We start from the raw sequence: 17,363 nt of genomic DNA, 5'->3' as shown, positions 1-17,363 counted from the left end.
TGAGGGCCCTGGAAAAAGCCGAGAGCGCCGGCGAGAAGGCCACCAATGGAGACGCTAGCGGCAACCGGCAACCCTGCCGGCGGAGGCGAGGTCCTGAGCGTCCGGCTGAGCCCGGTTCAGGCGACGCTTCTGAGCGAGGCGGTCGCCTGCAGCCGCTACCGGGGCCGGTCGGCCTACCTCCGGGCCGTGGCCACCGGGCGGGACCGCCCCGCCCATCGGGAAGGCCGGGCTCCTCTTTTTCTGGGCCTGGGTCCACTTCGGAACGAAAATCGGCACAGAGGAGCAAGACCAGCTGCGGCGCCTGGCCGGGTTTCTCTTCGGGACGGAGGAGGTCGGGGAGGCGCTGGCCCTGATCCGGCGCCACCTCCGCGCAGCCCGGCTGGCCGCAAGCGGGGAGCTGGAAGGCAGCGAGTTGGAGGGCGGAAAGCTGAAAGGAGAAGAGGACCTCCCGGCGGCCCCGGAACGCATTCGGCGCAGGCGGGCCTCGGGCCTTGAGCTATCTGCCAGCGCCCGGATCTGCCGGGAGAGAAAGCGCTTGGTCCGGGAGACCGCCGATTACAGCACCTACGACAGCATGTCGGAGCACGTCAGGCACTTGGCCTTCGGGTGGGACCGGAATGCGGAAATCCGGGCCCAGTGCGCCACGATCGCCGAGTGGATGGAACGCTGCCGAGAGGCGGGCCCCGGAGAGGAGGGAGGCCTGGGTGGGCAGGTCGGCCCGAGGGAATGGAGGCGGCTCGACGACGCGATGCACCGCCGGTTTGGGGTTTTTCTGTCCGGGCCCGGATCACCGGGCCGGGCGGACGTGGAGGGAGCCCTGCGGCAAGGAGCGAAGCACCTGCTCGGGGCCGCCCCGGAGACATTTGCCAGGCGGGTGCCGGCGGCGCTTTAGGCGCTAGCGTAGCATAAGACTCCGGCCACTACTGTCACGTCGCCCTTGCGGCAGGTTCACTACCGCACCAGGGTCACCACTGCACCAGGGTCACCACCACAGAAGCACAGCCTTGTACCAAACCAACCATGTTTTGCTATGAGCATTGGCCACCCTGATCAGGACGACCCGAGCCCCGAAGGAGAAGAGGAGACCGGGCGAGAAGGCACATCCGGTCAAGAAGGCACATCCGGGCGCAAGGAGGGGAAATCGATCCACCTCCGGCCTGCCGACGCGAAGGAGCTCCGGCGGGTCGTCTCCGCCCGCGGCGGCTTCAAAAGCGTGCCGCACCTCCTGAGGGAGCACCTCCGCCGCTCCCTCCTCCCGCGGATCGAGGAGGGGCGCTGCTTCCCCGGGCGGCTCCTGGCGGAGACGGCCGGCAAGGCGTCTCCGTCCAGCGGGCAGGCCCGGACAGGGATCCAGCCCGGGCTGGAGAGCTGGGAGCCGGTGGAAGCCGCTGCCCGGACGCTGACCAGGGCCCTCCGGCGCCTGGAGGAGGAGCGCGCCCGCAGCGGCGGGGCCGGGGCGCTTCCCTTCTGCCGCTGCGGGCGGGCAGAGGTGGTCCGGGCCGCGGCCCAAGAGATCGCGACGGTGGGCCGCGGCGGCCCGCCTGAGCTTTTCAGCCAGGAGGAGGCCTGCCGGTGGCTCGGGCCGGGCCGAGAGACTCCAAGGCAGGAAGCCTCAGGACAAGAGCCTTCAGGACAGGAAACTCCAGGAAAGGAGAACCCCAATCGGGAGACCTCAGGCCGAGAGGTGCCCTACCAGGTGCTCCCGATTCTTCCGGGCCGGGAGCGCGGGGGGAAGGGGGTCCATTTTTACATCACCGAAAGCGCGAAGGAGCGCCTGAAAAGCAAAGGCGCCCGGCTCGGTCAGACCGGAAGCGACCTGGCCCGGCGGGCTACCCGGATGCTAACCCGTTGGATGGAGAAGGCCCCGGCGGAGGCCTTGCGGTACATCCGAGAGGAAAGCGATTTCTACCGGAAGCCCCGGGAGACGGATGGCTCCAGCTTCCAGGCATACGTGGCGCCGGAGACGAAGCGCCGGGTGGAGGAGGCGACCAGCCACCCCGGGCGAGGGCCGGGCCCAGGCGAGCGGCCCAACCAGCAGGCGTTCCTGCAGGCGGCCGCCCGGCTTGCGATCGAGGCTCCGGATGAGGACATGCTGCCGCCTCTTCCGGGGCAGGCCGGCCGGGCAGGGGAAGGAGACTGGCCGGAAGAAGGAGGCTGGCCGAAAGAAACAGGTTGAGGAGGCGGCTGGAAGAAAGCTTCTTACAGGCTCTCCTGCCGAACTTCTTCCCACAGGCTCTTTGCCGGCAGGCTCCTTCCTGCGGGCTCTTTGCTACCAGATTTATTCTTACAAACCCTTTGCTTCTGTCATGGATGCCGTGAAGGCAACCAGCCTTTTGAGAAAAGTTCTCTTTTCGATGGCATTTGCCATCGGGGCTGGCTTCGCGCTCATGCTCATCTACGCTCGCCTGGATGCCCTCCAGGGCAACCCTCCTGGAGGCAGCCCTCCTGGGGGCAATCCGCCTGAAGGCAATCCTCCCGGGGGCAGTCCTCCCGGGGCCGGTCCTGAGGAGAGCGTCAACGCTTTCCATCTGCCGGCGCAGACCCTCGCGCTTCTGGTGGGCATCCCGGCCGTGCCGTTTTTTCTGGCCTGCGCCGCCGGGCTTTGGGAGCGGAGGCTCCGGAAAAAGAAGCGGGCCCGCGAGAAGGAGCGCCTGAAGGAGGCGGCCCGGCCCTCCCCTCCAGGTGGCCCTCCGCCCACAGGCGGCCCACCGCCCGGGAACGACTTCCCGCCCACGGATGGCTCTCCGCCAACAGATGGCTCTCCACCTGAAGGGTAACCCCCTTCTGGAGGAAACTCTTCCTCTGGAGGAAACTCTTCCCCCGAGGGACAATCTTCCCCGCCGGAGGGAGGGCGGCCCTGAAAAAGCCCGCGCCTCCGAAATAACAGAACCGGTCTCCAGCCAACCAGTCTCCAGCCAACCGATCTTCGGCTGTGGAGACCACCTCCAGCTACGGGAACGATCCCCGCCTGCGCAGGCAACCTGGAGACGACAATCAGAAGGGGCAAATGCGCCGAAGAGGCGGCGATGACAGAGGCCCGCAAGTGGAGGATTTGCAGGGGGGCGTTTCCGCCCGGCTAAAACGCGATATCCCGCGGTTTCACACATGAGCTCACACATCAGCTCACACATTCCTCACACACGGCCCTCAGAAGGGGGGAGGGGGGTTTCCCACAAGGAGTGGCATTCCTCACACATAGGCTCCTCACACATAGGCCAATTTTCAGTTCCTCACACATAAAAATATAGGCCAATTTCCAATTCCTCACACATGGAAAATCGGCCGTTCTGGGAGGCCCGCGAGACGAGGCAGCGGGGCTCTCGGAGGGAAGGGCGAAGAGGGAAGATCGGTGGGCCCCAAATTCTGGGCAGCGCCCCGGCCAGCAGGCATGGAAAACGGGGGCGTTTTGGAAGGGGAGATCCCCCGAGACTGCGCTCGCTGATGGACACTACCGCCGATGGACACTACCGCTCACGGACGCCACTGGCGAGCCCCCGACAGGCACCTGCCACAGACACCCGCCACAGGCATCCGCCACGGAGCACGCCACAGGGCACGCCCCGGAGTATACGCCGAGGAGGGAAGGTGCGCGCAGTGAGGAGAGCTGACCTGAGAAGGAGCAAATCCGCGAAGGAGCCAACACGTGAGGGAACCGGCTCACGAGGAGACCGGCTCCACGGGAGGGCAAATCCATGGGAGGGCCAGCCTATGAGAAAGACATCCGGTGGCGGCCGGCTGGGCAGGGACAGCTGTCCCCCTGGAGGCCCACCCGCCCGCAGGGGCCCCCAACACCGCGGTTGCCTGTAAGCACCGCGGTTGCCGATAGCCGGGTCAAAAACCAAGGCCTCCAGCCACGACAGGGGCGAGAAGAGAAGGTCCTCCGGCACGCCGGGATCTTCGAACTGATCCCAGACTACTGATTTCAGACTACTGATCCTGGGCTGCCAGCAGGCCGCGTGCCCCAAGGCTCCATGCACAAGAGGCTCCTCCCGTCGGGTTGGTCTGACGAGGGACGCGCCGATAGATAAGGCCCGTTATGTTGCGTTTCTGGCGTTCTGCTCTGGAAGCTGCTACCCGCACGGGGGCCACCTGGTCTGAATGGGGCCGCCGTGCCCACGTCAGGCCCGCGCAGGCAGTGGGCTGGCTCGTCAACCTCGGGGAGGTTCTGCGTCATGGAAAGCAAGCCGCAAGGCATGACGGGCCCGCTCCGACTCAAAGTGCAATATTGTTCGCAACCGGTACAATAGCGGGTGACCCCCTGCCGACAAACGGCTTGGAGGCCCGGGAGACCTGAAAAGGGGCCCCGGCTGACAGGGCCCCGGCCGACAAGGCCCCGTTGTCGCGTTTTTAGCTGCGGCCCCACGAACGGCACTCGCGGGCCTCGCGGCGGCTCTTTCGGAGGCTCGATCAACATGCGGCTAGCATGCGGCATGAGTCTACGTGGGACACAACCGGCAGGCAGCCTTCCAGAGAGGTAACCTTCCAGAGAGGCAGCCTTTCAGAGAGGTAGTCTTTCGAGAGATAGCCTTCTCAGGCAAGGGCTCGGAGGGCAGGTGCGGTGCTCGCGGAGAGACGGTGGCGCTTAGAGGGCAACGACAGTTCCCGCGACGGCCAGGACGACGGCCAAGGCAATGCGGAGCCGGGATGGGGAGACACGGTGAGCTACGCCCCATCCAATCACGACCCCGAAAAGCTGAGGAACGCCCACCAGCAGCGCTAAAGAGAAGTCTATTGCGCCAGCGGCCCCATACCCGACCGCCGCGAAGAGCGCGAGAAAGACCGACTGCACTTGAGCCACAGCCACGGCTCGAAGCATCGGCATCCCGAAACTCACTAGCGTCGGAACGGCAATGACCGGTCCTCCAACTCCCAGTAGCCCGCTGAGCACTCCCACACCACCCCCGACTGCCGTGAGAATCCCTCGTCTCAGGCTGCTGGAACTGCCCGGGACGGAACTGCCCGGGACGGAACTGCCCGGAACGGAACTGCCCGGGATGCCATCTGTCCTGCCGCTCACGTACTCGCGGTAGACCACCAGGCCGGCAGTGCTCACGAGAAAGGCCCCCAGCAAGTCGCCAAAAAGCTGGTCGCTGGCCTGCAGGTTGAGGAGCGTGCCGGTGAGCGCCCCAACGGCACCTGCTCCGCTCAGCGCGAGTGCTGCCTCCCACGAAGCCCTGGTCGCGAGCTCTCCGGACCAGACGTACGTCCCGGCCCCTACCAGCCCCGTCGCGACAAACGTCGCGCTGGCGGTCCCGGCCACGGCCGCTGAGGAAAGACTGGTGATCCCAAACAGCGCGGCGGTCAGAAACACCCCTCCCGGACCGACGGTCGTGATGCCCACTCCGGCCAGCAGGGCAATCAAAACCAGCACGATCCCCGATGTCCACGTCATGATATCCACGTCATGATATCCACGTCATGATATCCACGTCATGATGTCCACGTCATCTCTCTTCGCGTCCATCTGTCTCCATTCCTATGCGCCATAGGTGCTTCGGGCAAGGGGAATGCCTGAAAACGGGCCCGTCGGATCAGCGTCACCGCTGAAACGAGATTCCCATTGAGGCGGCATTCCCGTTGAAGCGGCGCTACTAGCGGGGCCGCTCTGCTGCTAGAGCCCTCCACCGAAGATTGCTCCCACGACATCACGGGCCGAGAGGACCGACAGCCCGACGGCGAGCAGCACGAGAGCAACGTTGGCTCCATTCAGCCACCTGCCGTTCCTGCGCTCCCCCATCGCCTCCCGGTCGTTGACGGCCCAAAACAGAAGAGCCGCCGACACCGGAAGCCCGAACACGCCGTTCCAGGCGGGAAAGAGAACGATCATGTCCAGCACGCTCAGCCCTCCCAAGAGGTGCACCAGCGGGGAGAGACCACTGAGCAGGCAAAGCCCTACGAACAGAGCCCGAAAGGAGCCCGGGGCTTCCTGCGGGTCCGACGACTGGATCCGGGTTCCCCACGCCTCCTGAAGGATGTACGCCGGGGTCCAGAGGATCGGGACGATGCTGTTGAAAGCCGCAACGAGCGTGCCCCCAAGAAACAGAAGCATCGCCCAGGTGCCGAGCACGTCGGTCAGCGCCCGGCCCGGGGTGATAAACGACTCCAGTTCCGTGATGCCGGCGGGGCGAAGAACTGCCGCGGTCGCGACGATGATGGCAACCGAGGCCAGTCCTCCAAGGCTATACCCCATGGCAAGGTCCAGGCGCATGTCCGGGAGATCCCCAGCCCCGGTCCATCCTTTCTCCTCGACGAAGAGAGATTCGAGGAAAAAGTTAGGCCAAAGCGCCGTCGTCCCGAGGATCGCTGCGGCCAAGGTCAGCCCTCCTGTGTCCAAGACGCTCGCGCTCGGCACTGCCCCGGCCAGCACCGCCAGCGGGTCCGGGTCGCTTGCAACTGCAACGACGCCGAACGCCACGAACAGCACCAGCATCATGGCTGTCATCAGGTACTCGATGAGGCGGTACTGCAACACGCCCGTTCCCGCCGCGAGCGCTCCGGTAAGGACCGCGAGGGGCATCCAACTGACGGAGATGCCCAGCGCGCTTTCGAGGAGGATTTGAGCGCCGAGCCCCACGGCCGCCGTCAGTTCGAGGCCCCACAGCACGCACCCGATGGAAATGAACCCGAGCAGGGCCGTCGCCCCCGCTTTCCCAAACTTGCGCCGAGTAAACTGGCCCAGCGAGTGGCCGAAGATGCCCACTCGCGCGCTCATGTCCTGCGCCATGACCCCGATGAGGACCGCCAGCCCGACCAGCCAAACCAGCGTGTACCCGAACCGGACCCCTGCACTGCTCATGATAAACACGGAGCCGGAGCCGAAGTAGCTGGCGACCATCACGAAGCCGAGCCCAAACCGGTCGAAGAATGTTGCCAGCAGGGACCGGGCGCCCGCAAGAGGCCCAGCGCCAGAAAGGGACCCAGCGCCAGAAAGGGATCCAGCATCTGCAGAAGACCCGGCGCCCGCAGGAGACTCAGTGCCTGCAGGAGACCCGGCGCCTGCCTCGGTCGTTTTGGCTGCCGTTTCTTCTGTTGCTGTCTCGTCTGCTGTTGCCTTGTCTGCTGTTGTTTCTTCCATGGATGCGGGAGATCTCTGAAAGCCAAGTTTTATGAAAGCCAAGCTCGATGAAAGCAAAGCCCGATTCGATGATTGCGGGTCGCGGGGCGCAGGCCAGGCTGGTCTCAGAAGAGACGGCCTGAGAAGGGACAGTCCTGAAAGGGAGGGCCCGGGGAAGGAATGTGCCCGAGCGGCGCGCAGCAAAAGCTACTTGCGCGCCCACCTAGCCTGGCCCCGTGTCGGCGGCCCGGCCCCATGTCGATCGCCATCTACCGGGCGACGTCTGCGGCAGTAGCGATGTCTGCGGCAGTATCAGCGGCGGCGGAGGGCCGCTGCAAGAAGGCCGCTGTAGAGGAGCAAGGCCGCGGGGTCCTCTCCTTGCGGCGCGTGGCCCTGCCCACGCTCCTGGCGCTGGTGCACCTGCACGTGGCGCCAGTGCACCTACACGCAGGCCAGCGCCACACGGCCGGCGTCACACGGCCGGCGTCACGTAGTTGGCGTCACACGGTCAGCGTCACGTAGTCGGCGCCATACGGCCAGCGCCGTGCAGCTAGCGTGGAAAGCTGCATCGAACCCGCTGAGGAACTCTCACCGAGGGCCCTCCGGCAGTGGGTAGAAAAGCGACAGCTACGGCCGGAGGGCCCTCTGCCCCAAAGCTCTAAAACTGCTGGCTTGGAGCAAGGCCGTAAAACTACACGAGAGCAACGCGAGCAGGATTCATCGGTTCAGGGCCTGGGGAGAGCGCGCGGGCGGCTGTGCCGCCTGGCCCGGAGGCCCCAGCGCATCCTGAGGGAGCTTTATCTGGCGTCGGCAAACCCGCTTTGAGTTCAAAAGTGGGGAGATTGGCCCCCCGCATGGTTTTGGCCGAGTTGTACTGGCCGAGTTGTACTGGCCAAGCGAGTGGGGGTCGCGTCGAGACAGGCCCACGGCCCCACATGCAGGGCCCGCCGTGGCCCTCACGTCCAGCAGCACGCGCCCAGCAGATCTGGTGGCGTCTCTCGGAACTGGTGGCGCCTCCCGGAACCGGTGGCGTCTCCCAGCAGAGCTGGCTGCACGTTAGGCCGGTTTCGTATCAGGCCAGCTGCCTGTCGGCCCAGTTGCTTATCGGCCCGGTTGCACCTGTCGGACCGACCGCGCGGAGCTAATTGTAGTCAGAGCCTACTGGAGCCGTTTTCAGCCGACGAAACGGTTCAACTTGGGGGCGAAAAAGTGCGTGCCAGGGGAAGGCAATCGAAGGCCCGTTATGTTGCGTTTTCAGACTTCACCGGTGAACGGCTCCTCAGTCTCGAATTAGCGCAGGACTCCTAAGCGAAATTAGTTTTGAGGAATGCAGAAGCACGTCTTGAGAGATCTTGAGGGTCAGTCGAAAACGAAAACAGGCTGAGAGCATCTCTGAATGAAAAGCAAGGTTACCTCTGTGAGCAAAGTGTTGACCGGGAGGCGATATTTCCTTATTGTTTTCTGCGCATGTCGAGCGAGCCAAAGGCGTCTCTCACTCGTAATACATACGGCTCAAGACATACGGCCCAAGTAACCCTTGAGGAAATGAGGAGAGTTGAAACCGCTTCCAAAAAAACACTTTACCATACGACCTTGCTGCCTAGGGTTTGGTCAATTCCGTCTTGCCTGTAATACACTTTTCCCAACATCCATGACTGATCGATACGGGTCCGTTTTTGCTTTCCTGTTTGTGGGGCTGTTTGTTCTCGTCGGCGCGAGGCCTGCCGCGGCGCAGACTGACTATACCATCGAGGGGCAGGTCATCGACGAGTCAACTAGTGAGGTGCTGCCTGGAGCCAATGTTCAGGTTGAGGGAACGAATTTCGGGACGGCAACCGGAACGGATGGGGAGTTTTCGTTCACGGCCCGGCTTCAACCAGGAGAGTACCGGGTTCGAGTATCTTTTGTGGGCTATGAGACGATAACCCGGGTGGTTCAGCTTGCGGATCAGGAGGCAGTAACCCTCGATCCATTTCAGCTGGGGATTTCTGCCGCACGGGTCGATGAAGTCATCGTGACGGGTCAGGCTGGCCCCACAGAGCGAAAAGAATTGGGGAACGCGATCTCTTCGATCGAAGCGGCAGAGCTTCAGGACACGCCCAAAAGCTCGACCCTTCAGTCGCTTCAGGGAAAACTGGCAGGTGTTCGCGTCCAGCAGAGCTCCGGGGATCCTGCCGGCGGGACCGACATCCGCCTGCGAGGGACGGGAACGGTGCTGGGAGCGGCCAGCCCACTGATCGTGGTCGATGGAGTGATTATCAGCAATGACTCCCCAGAACTGATTCAAGTTGGCGGGACCACGCAGAATCGCCTGATTGATATCAATCCAAATGACATCGAGCGGGTGGAAGTGGTAAAGGGAGCGGCCGCAGCGGCCCTTTACGGATCCCGAGCCAACAACGGCGTGGTACAGATTTTCACGAAGAGCGGGCGGGAGGGAGAGACGAGAGTGACGTACAGCACTCGGGTGAAGACGCAAGCGGTCCGAAATACCTTGGATGTAAACATGGCCCAGAACGAGCAAGGCCAGTTTCTGGACAATTCCGGCGACCCGCTTCCGGATGGGCAGCGCCGGTTTGACTTTCAGAACTTCATCTTCGACAGGGCTTACGGAACGGAACAGTACCTTTCTGTCTCCGGGTCGTCGGAAGACACGCAATTCTTCACGTCAGGGGGGTATTTTGGGTCACAGGGCGTTGTCGATGAGAGCGGTTTTCAGCGCTTCAACGGAACAGCTCGCCTGCAGCACACCGTGAATGACTGGGTTAACGTTTCCGCTGGGGCCCGTTACGCTTTCAGCGAAAGCAACGACGTTCCCAACGGAGGGCTCAACACCCTGTACGGAGCACTGACAGGGTTCATTTTTGGGCCAAACACCTTTGATCCGCGGCCCAATGAAGCGGGAGAGTTTCCCGATGACGCGGCCTTCTCAAATCCACTAGAGGTGCAGTCCCGGTTCGACTTCGGGCAGACCACAGATCGCTTCATCGGGGACATTCAGCTTGACCTGACGCCTCTCGATGGACTTAGCATCGACTACACGCTGGGTCTAGATACCTACGACCAGACTGGCACTGCCTTTATCCCTCGCGGAGTCTCGACCCCTGGATTTGAGACGGGCTTCTCGCGGCGAGCCGAGCTGAGTAACCTTCAGCTCAATAGCGATTTGAACGTCCGATACGAAGCCTCCATCCGGGACGGTCTGACCTCTACGTCTCTTGTTGGAGGAACGCTTCAATACGAATCAGAGGAGTCCTTCAATGCTCAGTCCCAAGACTTACCTCCTATTGCGGAGACGGTCGGTGGTGGGACGTCATCCAGGGAGTTTGGCGAATTCCGGTCACCTCTCACGGTGTATGGGGTTTTTGGTCAGCAGTCGTTTGGGCTGGCCGACCGTCTCTTCGTGACCGGGGCGCTTCGGCTTGACGCTTCCTCCTCATTCGGTGAGGGCGACCGGTGGCAGCTGTATCCGAAAATTAGCACCTCGTATGTCATCTCTGAGCAGGACTTCTGGCGCGGTGCCATCGGAAGCGTTTTGCCGAGCTTCAAGCTCCGCGGGTCCGTAGGATGGTCAGGTGGTCTCACCTCCATCGGGGCGTTTGACCGGTTCACTGTGTACAACGCGCAGTCCTTCGATGGTAATCCTGGTCTGCAGCCAGCCTCGCAACTCGGTGCTCAAGGGGTACGGCCGGAGCGGCAGCGTGAGATTGAGGTCGGGGCTGACTTCAGTCTGATCAGTGATCGCCTCTCGGTTGAGTTTACCTACTACAATCAGAGAACCGAGGACCTTCTCCTCACAAAGTCACTTGCGCCCACCACCGGCTTCAACACCGAACTTGCAAACATCGGGACGGTCGAGAACAATGGGATTGAGCTTCGTGCCCGCGGTGTTGCTCTGAACCGAAGCGACGTGCGGTGGGTGTCGACCGTCACTTATTCCCGAAACCGAAACGAGGTTACCGGCATCCCAGGAGAGACCGGCCGTGTGGTCATCCCCAGTAGCTTTAGGGTGTCGGCCGCGCAGAATGGAGAGCCCATCGGGTCCTACTTTGGCGGCGCCTTTGCGCGCAACGAAAACGGGGAAGTGATTGACACGGAAGGAAATCCCATGCGCGAAGACGACGACGGGTACTGGAGGCCCCAGAACTGCGACATAAGCGAGAGTGGCTGCAGCGGGATTCCAGCGCGGGCGGAGCAGGACCAGATCATCGGAAATCCGCAGCCGGACTTTACCCTTGCTTTTGCCAATCAGGTCAAGGTAGGAGACAACTTGAGCATTCGCTTCCAGGTCGACGGGGAGTTTGGGCAAGACGTGTTCAACTTCACGCGCCGAATCGGGGCATTCCCTTCTTTCGGGACGCTTGAGGATTACGAGCGCGAGCTTGAAGGAGACCTACCGAGCGGATACGGGTCTGGTGTGTTCAACATTTTCGAGAATTGGGTCGAGGATGGCACGTACGTTAAGCTCCGCGAGATTGCCGTCAACTACACGATCCGGCCAGGGGGGCTTCCCGTCGAAAGCGTTCGTTTCAACGCGGCGGGCCGAAATCTTTTCTCGATCGACGACTACAGCGGATACGACCCGGAGGTGAATATCGGGGGGCAACGGACAGGCGTCCGCGGATTTGACTTTGTCGTGCCGCCCGTCCCGCGCACCTTCTCCCTTGGTGCCACGATCACTTTCTGATCTTCCACTCCTCGATTGTGTCCTGCAGCCCTTCTCCTTCCGACAACGATATTTCCGTCTCCATGAACCGACCACGATCCGTTCCTAATCTCTTTGTTTTAGGGATCGCTGCACTCGGTGTGCTGTCCGTAGCGGTGAGCTGTGATCTCGACCCAACAAATGAGAACAACCCCACGGAGGATCAGACGCTCTCTACGGCACAGGGCATCCGCACACTTACTGTGGGAATGCAGGAGCTGTACGCGACCGATGCCCTGAACGCGACTATTCCCCGGGGGATCGGAATTACCAGCCGGGAGATTGCGGTCAACAACACGTTCAGTAATCTCATCGAGATGGAGAGGGGAGGGAGGGACCTCTCCACCAGCAATTCCAATGTTGAGGCAATCTGGAGCGCAAACTACCGCGTTGTGGGCGCGGCCGAAGACATCTTAGAGAACGCTCCTCAGGTGAACCTGAGCGCGTCGACCGAAAGTGGCATTGTTGCCACGGCACGCCTGTTTAAAGCCATGGCACTTGGAAACATTGGCCTGTCCTTCGAGCAGGCCCCCACGACAACCCGCCGAGATGGAACAGCCGAGTTTGTGCCTAACGAGCAGGTTCTTCAAGAGGCCGTGGCGCTGCTGAACGAAGCCCTGTCGGCCCTCGACGATACGGCCCCATCAGACGAGTTCAGCAACAGCGTCCTGTCGATCTCCGTGTCGGGAGGTACCTCCGCTGAAGGGCTCCGGAACGTCATTCACGCCTACCGGGCTCGGTTCAACGGAGTCATTGGTAACAATACCGCTGCCATCACCGCGGTGAATCAGGTAGATCCTGCGATCACCTCCACGTTCAGCTACGACGATCAGAGCCAGAATCCATTCTGGCAGGAGCTTGTCCAGTCCGAAGACCTCGCGCTTCGCGACAGTCTTGGGTCGAACCTCACCGAGCCAGGAGATGGCCGCATCGAGTTTTTCGCCGATCCCGTCGATGAGACAAGCACCCCCAACGGACTCCCCATTGAGGCGCCCGCTGGCTTCTACGCGACAGCGTCCACGCCGGTGCCTCTGTTTGTGCCCGGGGAGATGCCTCTCATTCGAGCCGAGGCGAAGCTAAACAGTGGGGCTCCGCTTGCGCAGGTCGTTGAGGAGATTGACTCGGTGCGCACGGACGGCAGTGGCGACGACATTCCCTCTCCCTTCGGCATTGCGGCGGATCTCCCTTCGTACGAGGAGACTGGCCGCCCGACAACGGAAGCAGCGCTGCAGACAGAAATTCTCCGGCAGCGCCGCGCAGAGCTGTACCTGCAGGGCACGAGCCTGGCCGATAGCCGGCGGCTGGGGGGAGAAGTGAGCGATCGGGAAGCCCCGGGGATGTTCGAGCGAAACCGCAACTTCTACCCATATCCAGACCAGGAGCAGCGCAACAATCCGAACACCCCTTCCAGTCCAGACTTCTGATCAGAGAAGACGGCGTTCGGCCAGCCTGCCTTTCGGCAAGGGACTACAAAAGGATATCATCAGTCAGAAACTCCATATTGCTTCGGTTTGGACGGCGAACCAGTCGGCGGATCTCATCTCCCCATCGTGCAGGCCAAGGCAGTCGTAGATTTTGAGGCGGCCTGTCGTCTCAGAGGGAGGTATGCTGAAAGTATGCCTTCTGGCTCCTGTTTGACACTGCCTCCTGCACTTGAAGATTGCCTCTGGGTAGTACTCCTCTATTTCCCTGTGCTTGTGCTGAGCCATGGCCGACTCCGACGGAGACTCCAACTGTAAGCGAGACGAGCCGAGCCTTTTTGACCAACCAGCAGGCAGTTCTCGCCCCGAGGAAGGTTCCAGCGAAGGTCATCCCGGCGAGGGCGATGCCAACGAAGGCAATGGCGATGAAGCCAATGACGATGAAAGCAATGACGATGAAGGCAATGTCGGCGAGGAGAGGCACCAGTGGCCGCCTCAGGAGCGCTTTCCGCTAAACCTAGAGAGCGCGCCTGGTGGGGAGAATGCGCCCGGTGGAGAGGAGCGGTCTGTCGGGGATACAGTCAGGAAGATCTACCGGAGCTCGGAGGAGTTTTTGGCGGTAACCGCGTTTACGTCCCTGGAGCATCTGCTCTCCTTCTTTGGGGAAAACCCGACCGAAGGGCGACAGATCGACATCGTGCTGGGAAGCGAGCCGAGCCCGGCAACGGGCGGGCTTTACGAGGGCACCCGCCCTGTTGCCCAGCAGGCCCGGGACTACTGGCTCCGGCGGGGCGTATCGGTCTTGAGCGGGGGCGGGGCGCTTCGCCTGCTCCGAGCGGTGGAGGAGGGACGGGTTCGCTTTCACGCCGCCGGTAACCTCCACGCCAAGATCTACGTCGGGGAGGAGGCCTCCGTGCTCGGCTCCAGCAACTTCTCCGGCCAGGGGATGGAGAGCCAGCGGGAGGCAAACGCCCGGTTTGAAGCCGGGTCGGGCCGGCACCGGGAGGCAAGGCAAATCGCGGAGGGGTATCTGGAGGATGCAGACGACCGCACGGAAGAGATCGCGGGTCTCCTGCGGGACCTCCTCCGGCCGGTGACCTGGCAGGAGGCCCTGGCCCGCGGGGCCGCCGAAATCCTGGAAGGGGACTGGACCGACCGGTACCCGGAGGCCTTTCGGCTTTTGCAGGAGGAGGACCTCTGGCCCCACCAGGAGCAGGCGATCGCGCAGGGCCTCTGGATTTTAGACACCCGCGGAAGCGTGCTCGTCGCCGACGCCACCGGTTCGGGAAAAACCCGGATCGGGACGCATCTCCTGTACGGCCTCCTTAACCGGCTTTGGGCTCAGGGCCAGGTCCACCGGACCGACGCGACGGTCGTCTGCCCGCCGCAGGTGACCGAGGAGTGGGAGCGGGAGATCCGCCGGTCGGAGGCCGCGGAGGTAAGTGCCATCTCTCACGGCATGCTCTCCCAGGGCCGAAACGCCGAGACCGAGCGAGAGGAGGTCCGCCAGGCAAACGTCCTGTTTCTCGATGAGGCGCACAACTACCTCTCTCGGACGTCGAAGCGAAGCAAGGCAATCACCACCAGCGCGTCGGATTACTCGGCCCTCCTTACCGCCACGCCGATCAACAAGGGAAGCGGGGACCTCCTCCGGATGATCGAGCTTCTGGGGCTGGACAATCTCTCAGACCGGGAATTCCGGGTCTACAAGGAGCTTCAGGGGAAAGCGAGCCTCACCACCGAGGATGAAGGCCGGTTGCGGCAGATCGTGCGCCAGTGCACGATCCGGCGCACGAAGCAGGACCTAAACGAGATCGTGGGGCGCCGCCCGGAGGGCTACACTGGAGAGGACGGGACCGTCTACCGGTTTCCGGAGCACAACTGCCGGACCTACCGCACCGGCGAAACCGACACGGACAAACGCCTTGCCGAAGAGATCGGTGGGCTGGCCGAGGACTTGCGGGGGCTTTTGTGGCTCCGAGAGTTTAAGGCGCCCCCCTGGAAGCTTGGCGACAGGAAAAAAGAGGAGGCGTTTGTCGAGCGGCGGGTGAAAGGAGCAGGGGGGCTCTCGACGCATGTGATTCGCAGGGCGCTTCAGTCCTCGAAGGCTGCCCTTCTGGAGGTGGTCTACGGGACGGCAAAGGCAGCAGAGATGATCGGGCTGAGGGAAGGGCTCAAGGCCGAAAGCGGAGACTACCTGGCCGCCGCGGGGGAGCTTCTGGAAGACCCCCCGAAGGAAAAAAGCAATTTAGGGAAGGAAAGACTCCCCAACTGGCTGACTGGCGGTCTCGAAGAGACGGTCGAGGCGGAGCGCAAGGCGCTTCGAGGGATCGGCCAGAAGGCAAAACGGCTCTCTGAGGCCCGGACCCAAGCGCGAGCGGAGAAAATCCGCGAGATCGCCCGGGAGGAGCCTCTCGTTTTGGCCTTCGGCGCGAAGCCGCTGACGCTGCACGCGCTTCGAGACTGCCTCCAGAGCGGCCCGGGGGAGAACGGCCCAGGGGAGAACGGTTCCGGGAAGAACGGTACCGTAAAAAACGGCTCTTCAGAAAGTGGCTCCTCAGAAAATGGTCCTTCGGGAAAAAGCGAACGAGAGGGCGAGGCCGCGGGCAATTTTTGGCGCGAGGTTGTGGTGGCTGATGGAAGCATGTCGGCGAGCCGCCGCCGGTCGGTCAAGGAAAAGCTCGGGCTCGGCGGAAGCGAGCAAACTAGCGTTGGCCCGGGCGGGGAAGGCAAAGCGGGCCTCATTGCGCTTTGCAGTGACGCGATGAGCGAGGGGCTTAACCTGCAGCGCGCCTCCTCGGTGGTTCTTCTGGACACCCCCAGCGTGATCCGAATCGCTGAGCAGCGGGTCGGCCGCATCGACCGGATGGACAGCCCCCACGAGGAGATCGACGTCTGGTGGCCCGCCGACAGCCCCCCGTTTCAGTCCGCCCGGAGAGGCCTCCTGATCGAGCGTTACAACGCAAACGAGCGGCTTCTGGGCAACAACATCGACCTTCCCGACACGATCGGCGGGGAAAGCGAGATCTTTTCCGAGGAGGGACGGCGGCGGGCCAGCGCGACGGCGCTTATCCAGCAGTACGAGGCCCACCAGGAGACGGGCCCGGAGCGCCGCCTGGACGACGCGTTTCGGCCGGTGCGGGAGCTGGTTGGCATCGCGAGTCCGGGCGAGCAGGAAAGCCCCCCGATCGTCCCGGAGGACACCTATGAGCAGGTGGCCCGGGCAGACGCGACGGTCTGGAGCCGGGTCTCGGTTGTGAGGGCCTCAGGGGAGAAGAACCCAGAGGAGAGGAACCCGGAGGAGAGGAACCCGGAGGAGAAGACGCCGGGAGAATTCTCCGGCGATCCTCCTGGAAGGTGGGGGTTTTTCTGTCTCCGCGGCCAGCAGGGCCGGGCCCCGCGCTGGATCCTCGTGGAGGAAGGGGCCTCCTCCACGGGGGGTCCTGAGGGAAATCCCGAGGGAGGTCTCCCGAGAGGAGAGCTCGGGCCGCCTGGCCACGGCAAGGCCGAAGGAACGCTTCCGTTCGGGGAGGAGGGATGGACAACCCTCACGCGGCTTGGCCCGATCTCCCGGCGCCTGCGCGCTCTCGCCGGAAGGATCGAGCCAACCGAAAGCCAAAGCGACCCGGCTCTCTTCAAGGAGGCAGAAGGGCCGCTGGCGAAGATGCTCGGGGCCATCGGGAAAGGCGAGCGGGATCTCCTCTCCAATAAGGCCCGGCACGCGCTTGGCCTGCTGCAGAAGCTGGCCGCAGAGTACGGGGCAAGAGCGAGCTCCGAGGAGCGGAGGCAGGCGTGCCAGTTCCTGTCGAAGGCTCTATCTAAAGATCTGGATGCGCCTTGCGACATTCAGGACCTGGCCGACCGCTGGCTTGGCCTCGTCCAACCTCGGTACGTGGAGTGGAAGCGGGGGCGGCGAAATGCTGAGGCGACCCGCCTCAAAGACGAGGGGTTTACCAATTACCTCCTTCACGAGCCAATCGAGACCGGGGAGCTTTTGCGCCTGGCCGAGAACACCCAGCGGCAGGAGCCGGTCGAGCGGCGGCTGGCGGCTGCAATTATCGCTCTCCCGATGTAAAAGTCAGACGCACTATTTTTGAGAAACCCGGCACCGCCTACTCTTTTACTCCGTAAACCTTCGTTTTTCAAAGGTTTACGGGTTTTAAGGTACAACATTGGTAAGACA

The 17,363-nt window shown here is 62.9% G+C and carries 9 protein-coding genes; 6 read left to right on the top strand and 3 right to left on the bottom strand.

Annotation, left to right across the window (positions count from 1 at the left end):
- The first annotated feature begins 535 nt into the window (after positions 1 to 535).
- The 3 genes from OJB03_RS15005 to OJB03_RS14995 all read left to right on the top strand — a co-directional run bounded on the left by OJB03_RS15005 (position 536) and on the right by OJB03_RS14995 (position 2,777).
- Positions 536 to 892, top strand: coding sequence for a hypothetical protein (locus OJB03_RS15005; protein ID WP_263788844.1), 357 nt, complete (start codon positions 536 to 538; stop codon positions 890 to 892).
- A 138-nt stretch (positions 893 to 1,030) separates the two neighbouring features.
- Positions 1,031 to 2,176, top strand: coding sequence for a hypothetical protein (locus OJB03_RS15000; protein ID WP_263788842.1), 1,146 nt, complete (start codon positions 1,031 to 1,033; stop codon positions 2,174 to 2,176).
- A gap of 178 nt (positions 2,177 to 2,354) precedes the next feature.
- Complete coding sequence (locus tag OJB03_RS14995; protein WP_263788839.1) at positions 2,355 to 2,777, top strand: hypothetical protein; 423 nt, start codon at positions 2,355 to 2,357, stop codon at positions 2,775 to 2,777.
- Positions 2,778 to 4,582: 1,805 nt separating this feature from the next.
- Here the strand turns inward: OJB03_RS14995 and OJB03_RS14990 are convergent.
- Both OJB03_RS14990 and OJB03_RS14985 read right to left on the bottom strand, forming a co-directional pair.
- The gene (locus tag OJB03_RS14990; protein WP_263788878.1) at positions 4,583 to 5,392 is read right to left on the bottom strand and encodes a sulfite exporter TauE/SafE family protein; all 810 of its coding nucleotides are present in this window, start codon (positions 5,390 to 5,392) and stop codon (positions 4,583 to 4,585) included.
- Between the two features lie 219 nt (positions 5,393 to 5,611).
- Positions 5,612 to 6,835 (bottom strand): NRAMP family divalent metal transporter, encoded by a 1,224-nt coding sequence (locus tag OJB03_RS14985; protein ID WP_263788877.1) that lies wholly within the window; start codon positions 6,833 to 6,835, stop codon positions 5,612 to 5,614.
- A 1,870-nt stretch (positions 6,836 to 8,705) separates the two neighbouring features.
- Here OJB03_RS14985 and OJB03_RS14980 point away from each other — a divergent pair.
- Together OJB03_RS14980 and OJB03_RS14975 are read left to right on the top strand one after the other, a co-directional pair.
- Entirely contained in the window at positions 8,706 to 11,741 is a 3,036-nt protein-coding gene (locus tag OJB03_RS14980; protein ID WP_263788837.1) for a SusC/RagA family TonB-linked outer membrane protein, read from the top strand.
- A gap of 62 nt (positions 11,742 to 11,803) precedes the next feature.
- Positions 11,804 to 13,183: a RagB/SusD family nutrient uptake outer membrane protein gene (locus tag OJB03_RS14975; RefSeq protein ID WP_263788835.1), complete on the top strand. Its 1,380-nt coding sequence runs from the start codon at positions 11,804 to 11,806 to the stop codon at positions 13,181 to 13,183.
- A gap of 63 nt (positions 13,184 to 13,246) precedes the next feature.
- On the opposite strand, the gene OJB03_RS14970 is transcribed toward OJB03_RS14975, so the two are convergent.
- Positions 13,247 to 13,468 (bottom strand): hypothetical protein, encoded by a 222-nt coding sequence (locus tag OJB03_RS14970; protein ID WP_263788833.1) that lies wholly within the window; start codon positions 13,466 to 13,468, stop codon positions 13,247 to 13,249.
- Here OJB03_RS14970 and OJB03_RS14965 point away from each other — a divergent pair.
- The gene (locus OJB03_RS14965) at positions 13,467 to 17,255 is read left to right on the top strand and encodes an SNF2-related protein (RefSeq protein WP_263788831.1); all 3,789 of its coding nucleotides are present in this window, start codon (positions 13,467 to 13,469) and stop codon (positions 17,253 to 17,255) included. The two genes, OJB03_RS14970 and OJB03_RS14965, sit on opposite strands and share 2 nt — an antisense overlap.
- Positions 17,256 to 17,363 lie beyond the last annotated feature (108 nt).

It is taken from the genome of Salinibacter grassmerensis, assembly GCF_947077765.1.
GTDB lineage: Bacteria > Bacteroidota > Rhodothermia > Rhodothermales > Salinibacteraceae > Salinibacter > Salinibacter grassmerensis.
Note: the sequence above shows the minus strand (reverse complement) of the source record. Positions and strands in the feature narration are given on the sequence as shown.

What these genes read in the sequence shown, in the direction of transcription:
- OJB03_RS14990 (WP_263788878.1), bottom strand. Translation starts at nt 5,392, where the DNA reads ATGACGTGGACATCGGGGATCGTGCTGGTTTTGATTGCCCTGCTGGCC.
- OJB03_RS14975 (WP_263788835.1), top strand. Translation starts at nt 11,804, where the DNA reads ATGAACCGACCACGATCCGTTCCTAATCTCTTTGTTTTAGGGATCGCT.
- OJB03_RS14995 (WP_263788839.1), top strand. Translation starts at nt 2,355, where the DNA reads ATGGCATTTGCCATCGGGGCTGGCTTCGCGCTCATGCTCATCTACGCT.
- OJB03_RS14985 (WP_263788877.1), bottom strand. Translation starts at nt 6,835, where the DNA reads ATGGTCGCCAGCTACTTCGGCTCCGGCTCCGTGTTTATCATGAGCAGT.
- OJB03_RS14970 (WP_263788833.1), bottom strand. Translation starts at nt 13,468, where the DNA reads ATGGCTCAGCACAAGCACAGGGAAATAGAGGAGTACTACCCAGAGGCA.
- OJB03_RS14980 (WP_263788837.1), top strand. Translation starts at nt 8,706, where the DNA reads ATGACTGATCGATACGGGTCCGTTTTTGCTTTCCTGTTTGTGGGGCTG.
- OJB03_RS14965 (WP_263788831.1), top strand. Translation starts at nt 13,467, where the DNA reads ATGGCCGACTCCGACGGAGACTCCAACTGTAAGCGAGACGAGCCGAGC.
- OJB03_RS15000 (WP_263788842.1), top strand. Translation starts at nt 1,031, where the DNA reads ATGAGCATTGGCCACCCTGATCAGGACGACCCGAGCCCCGAAGGAGAA.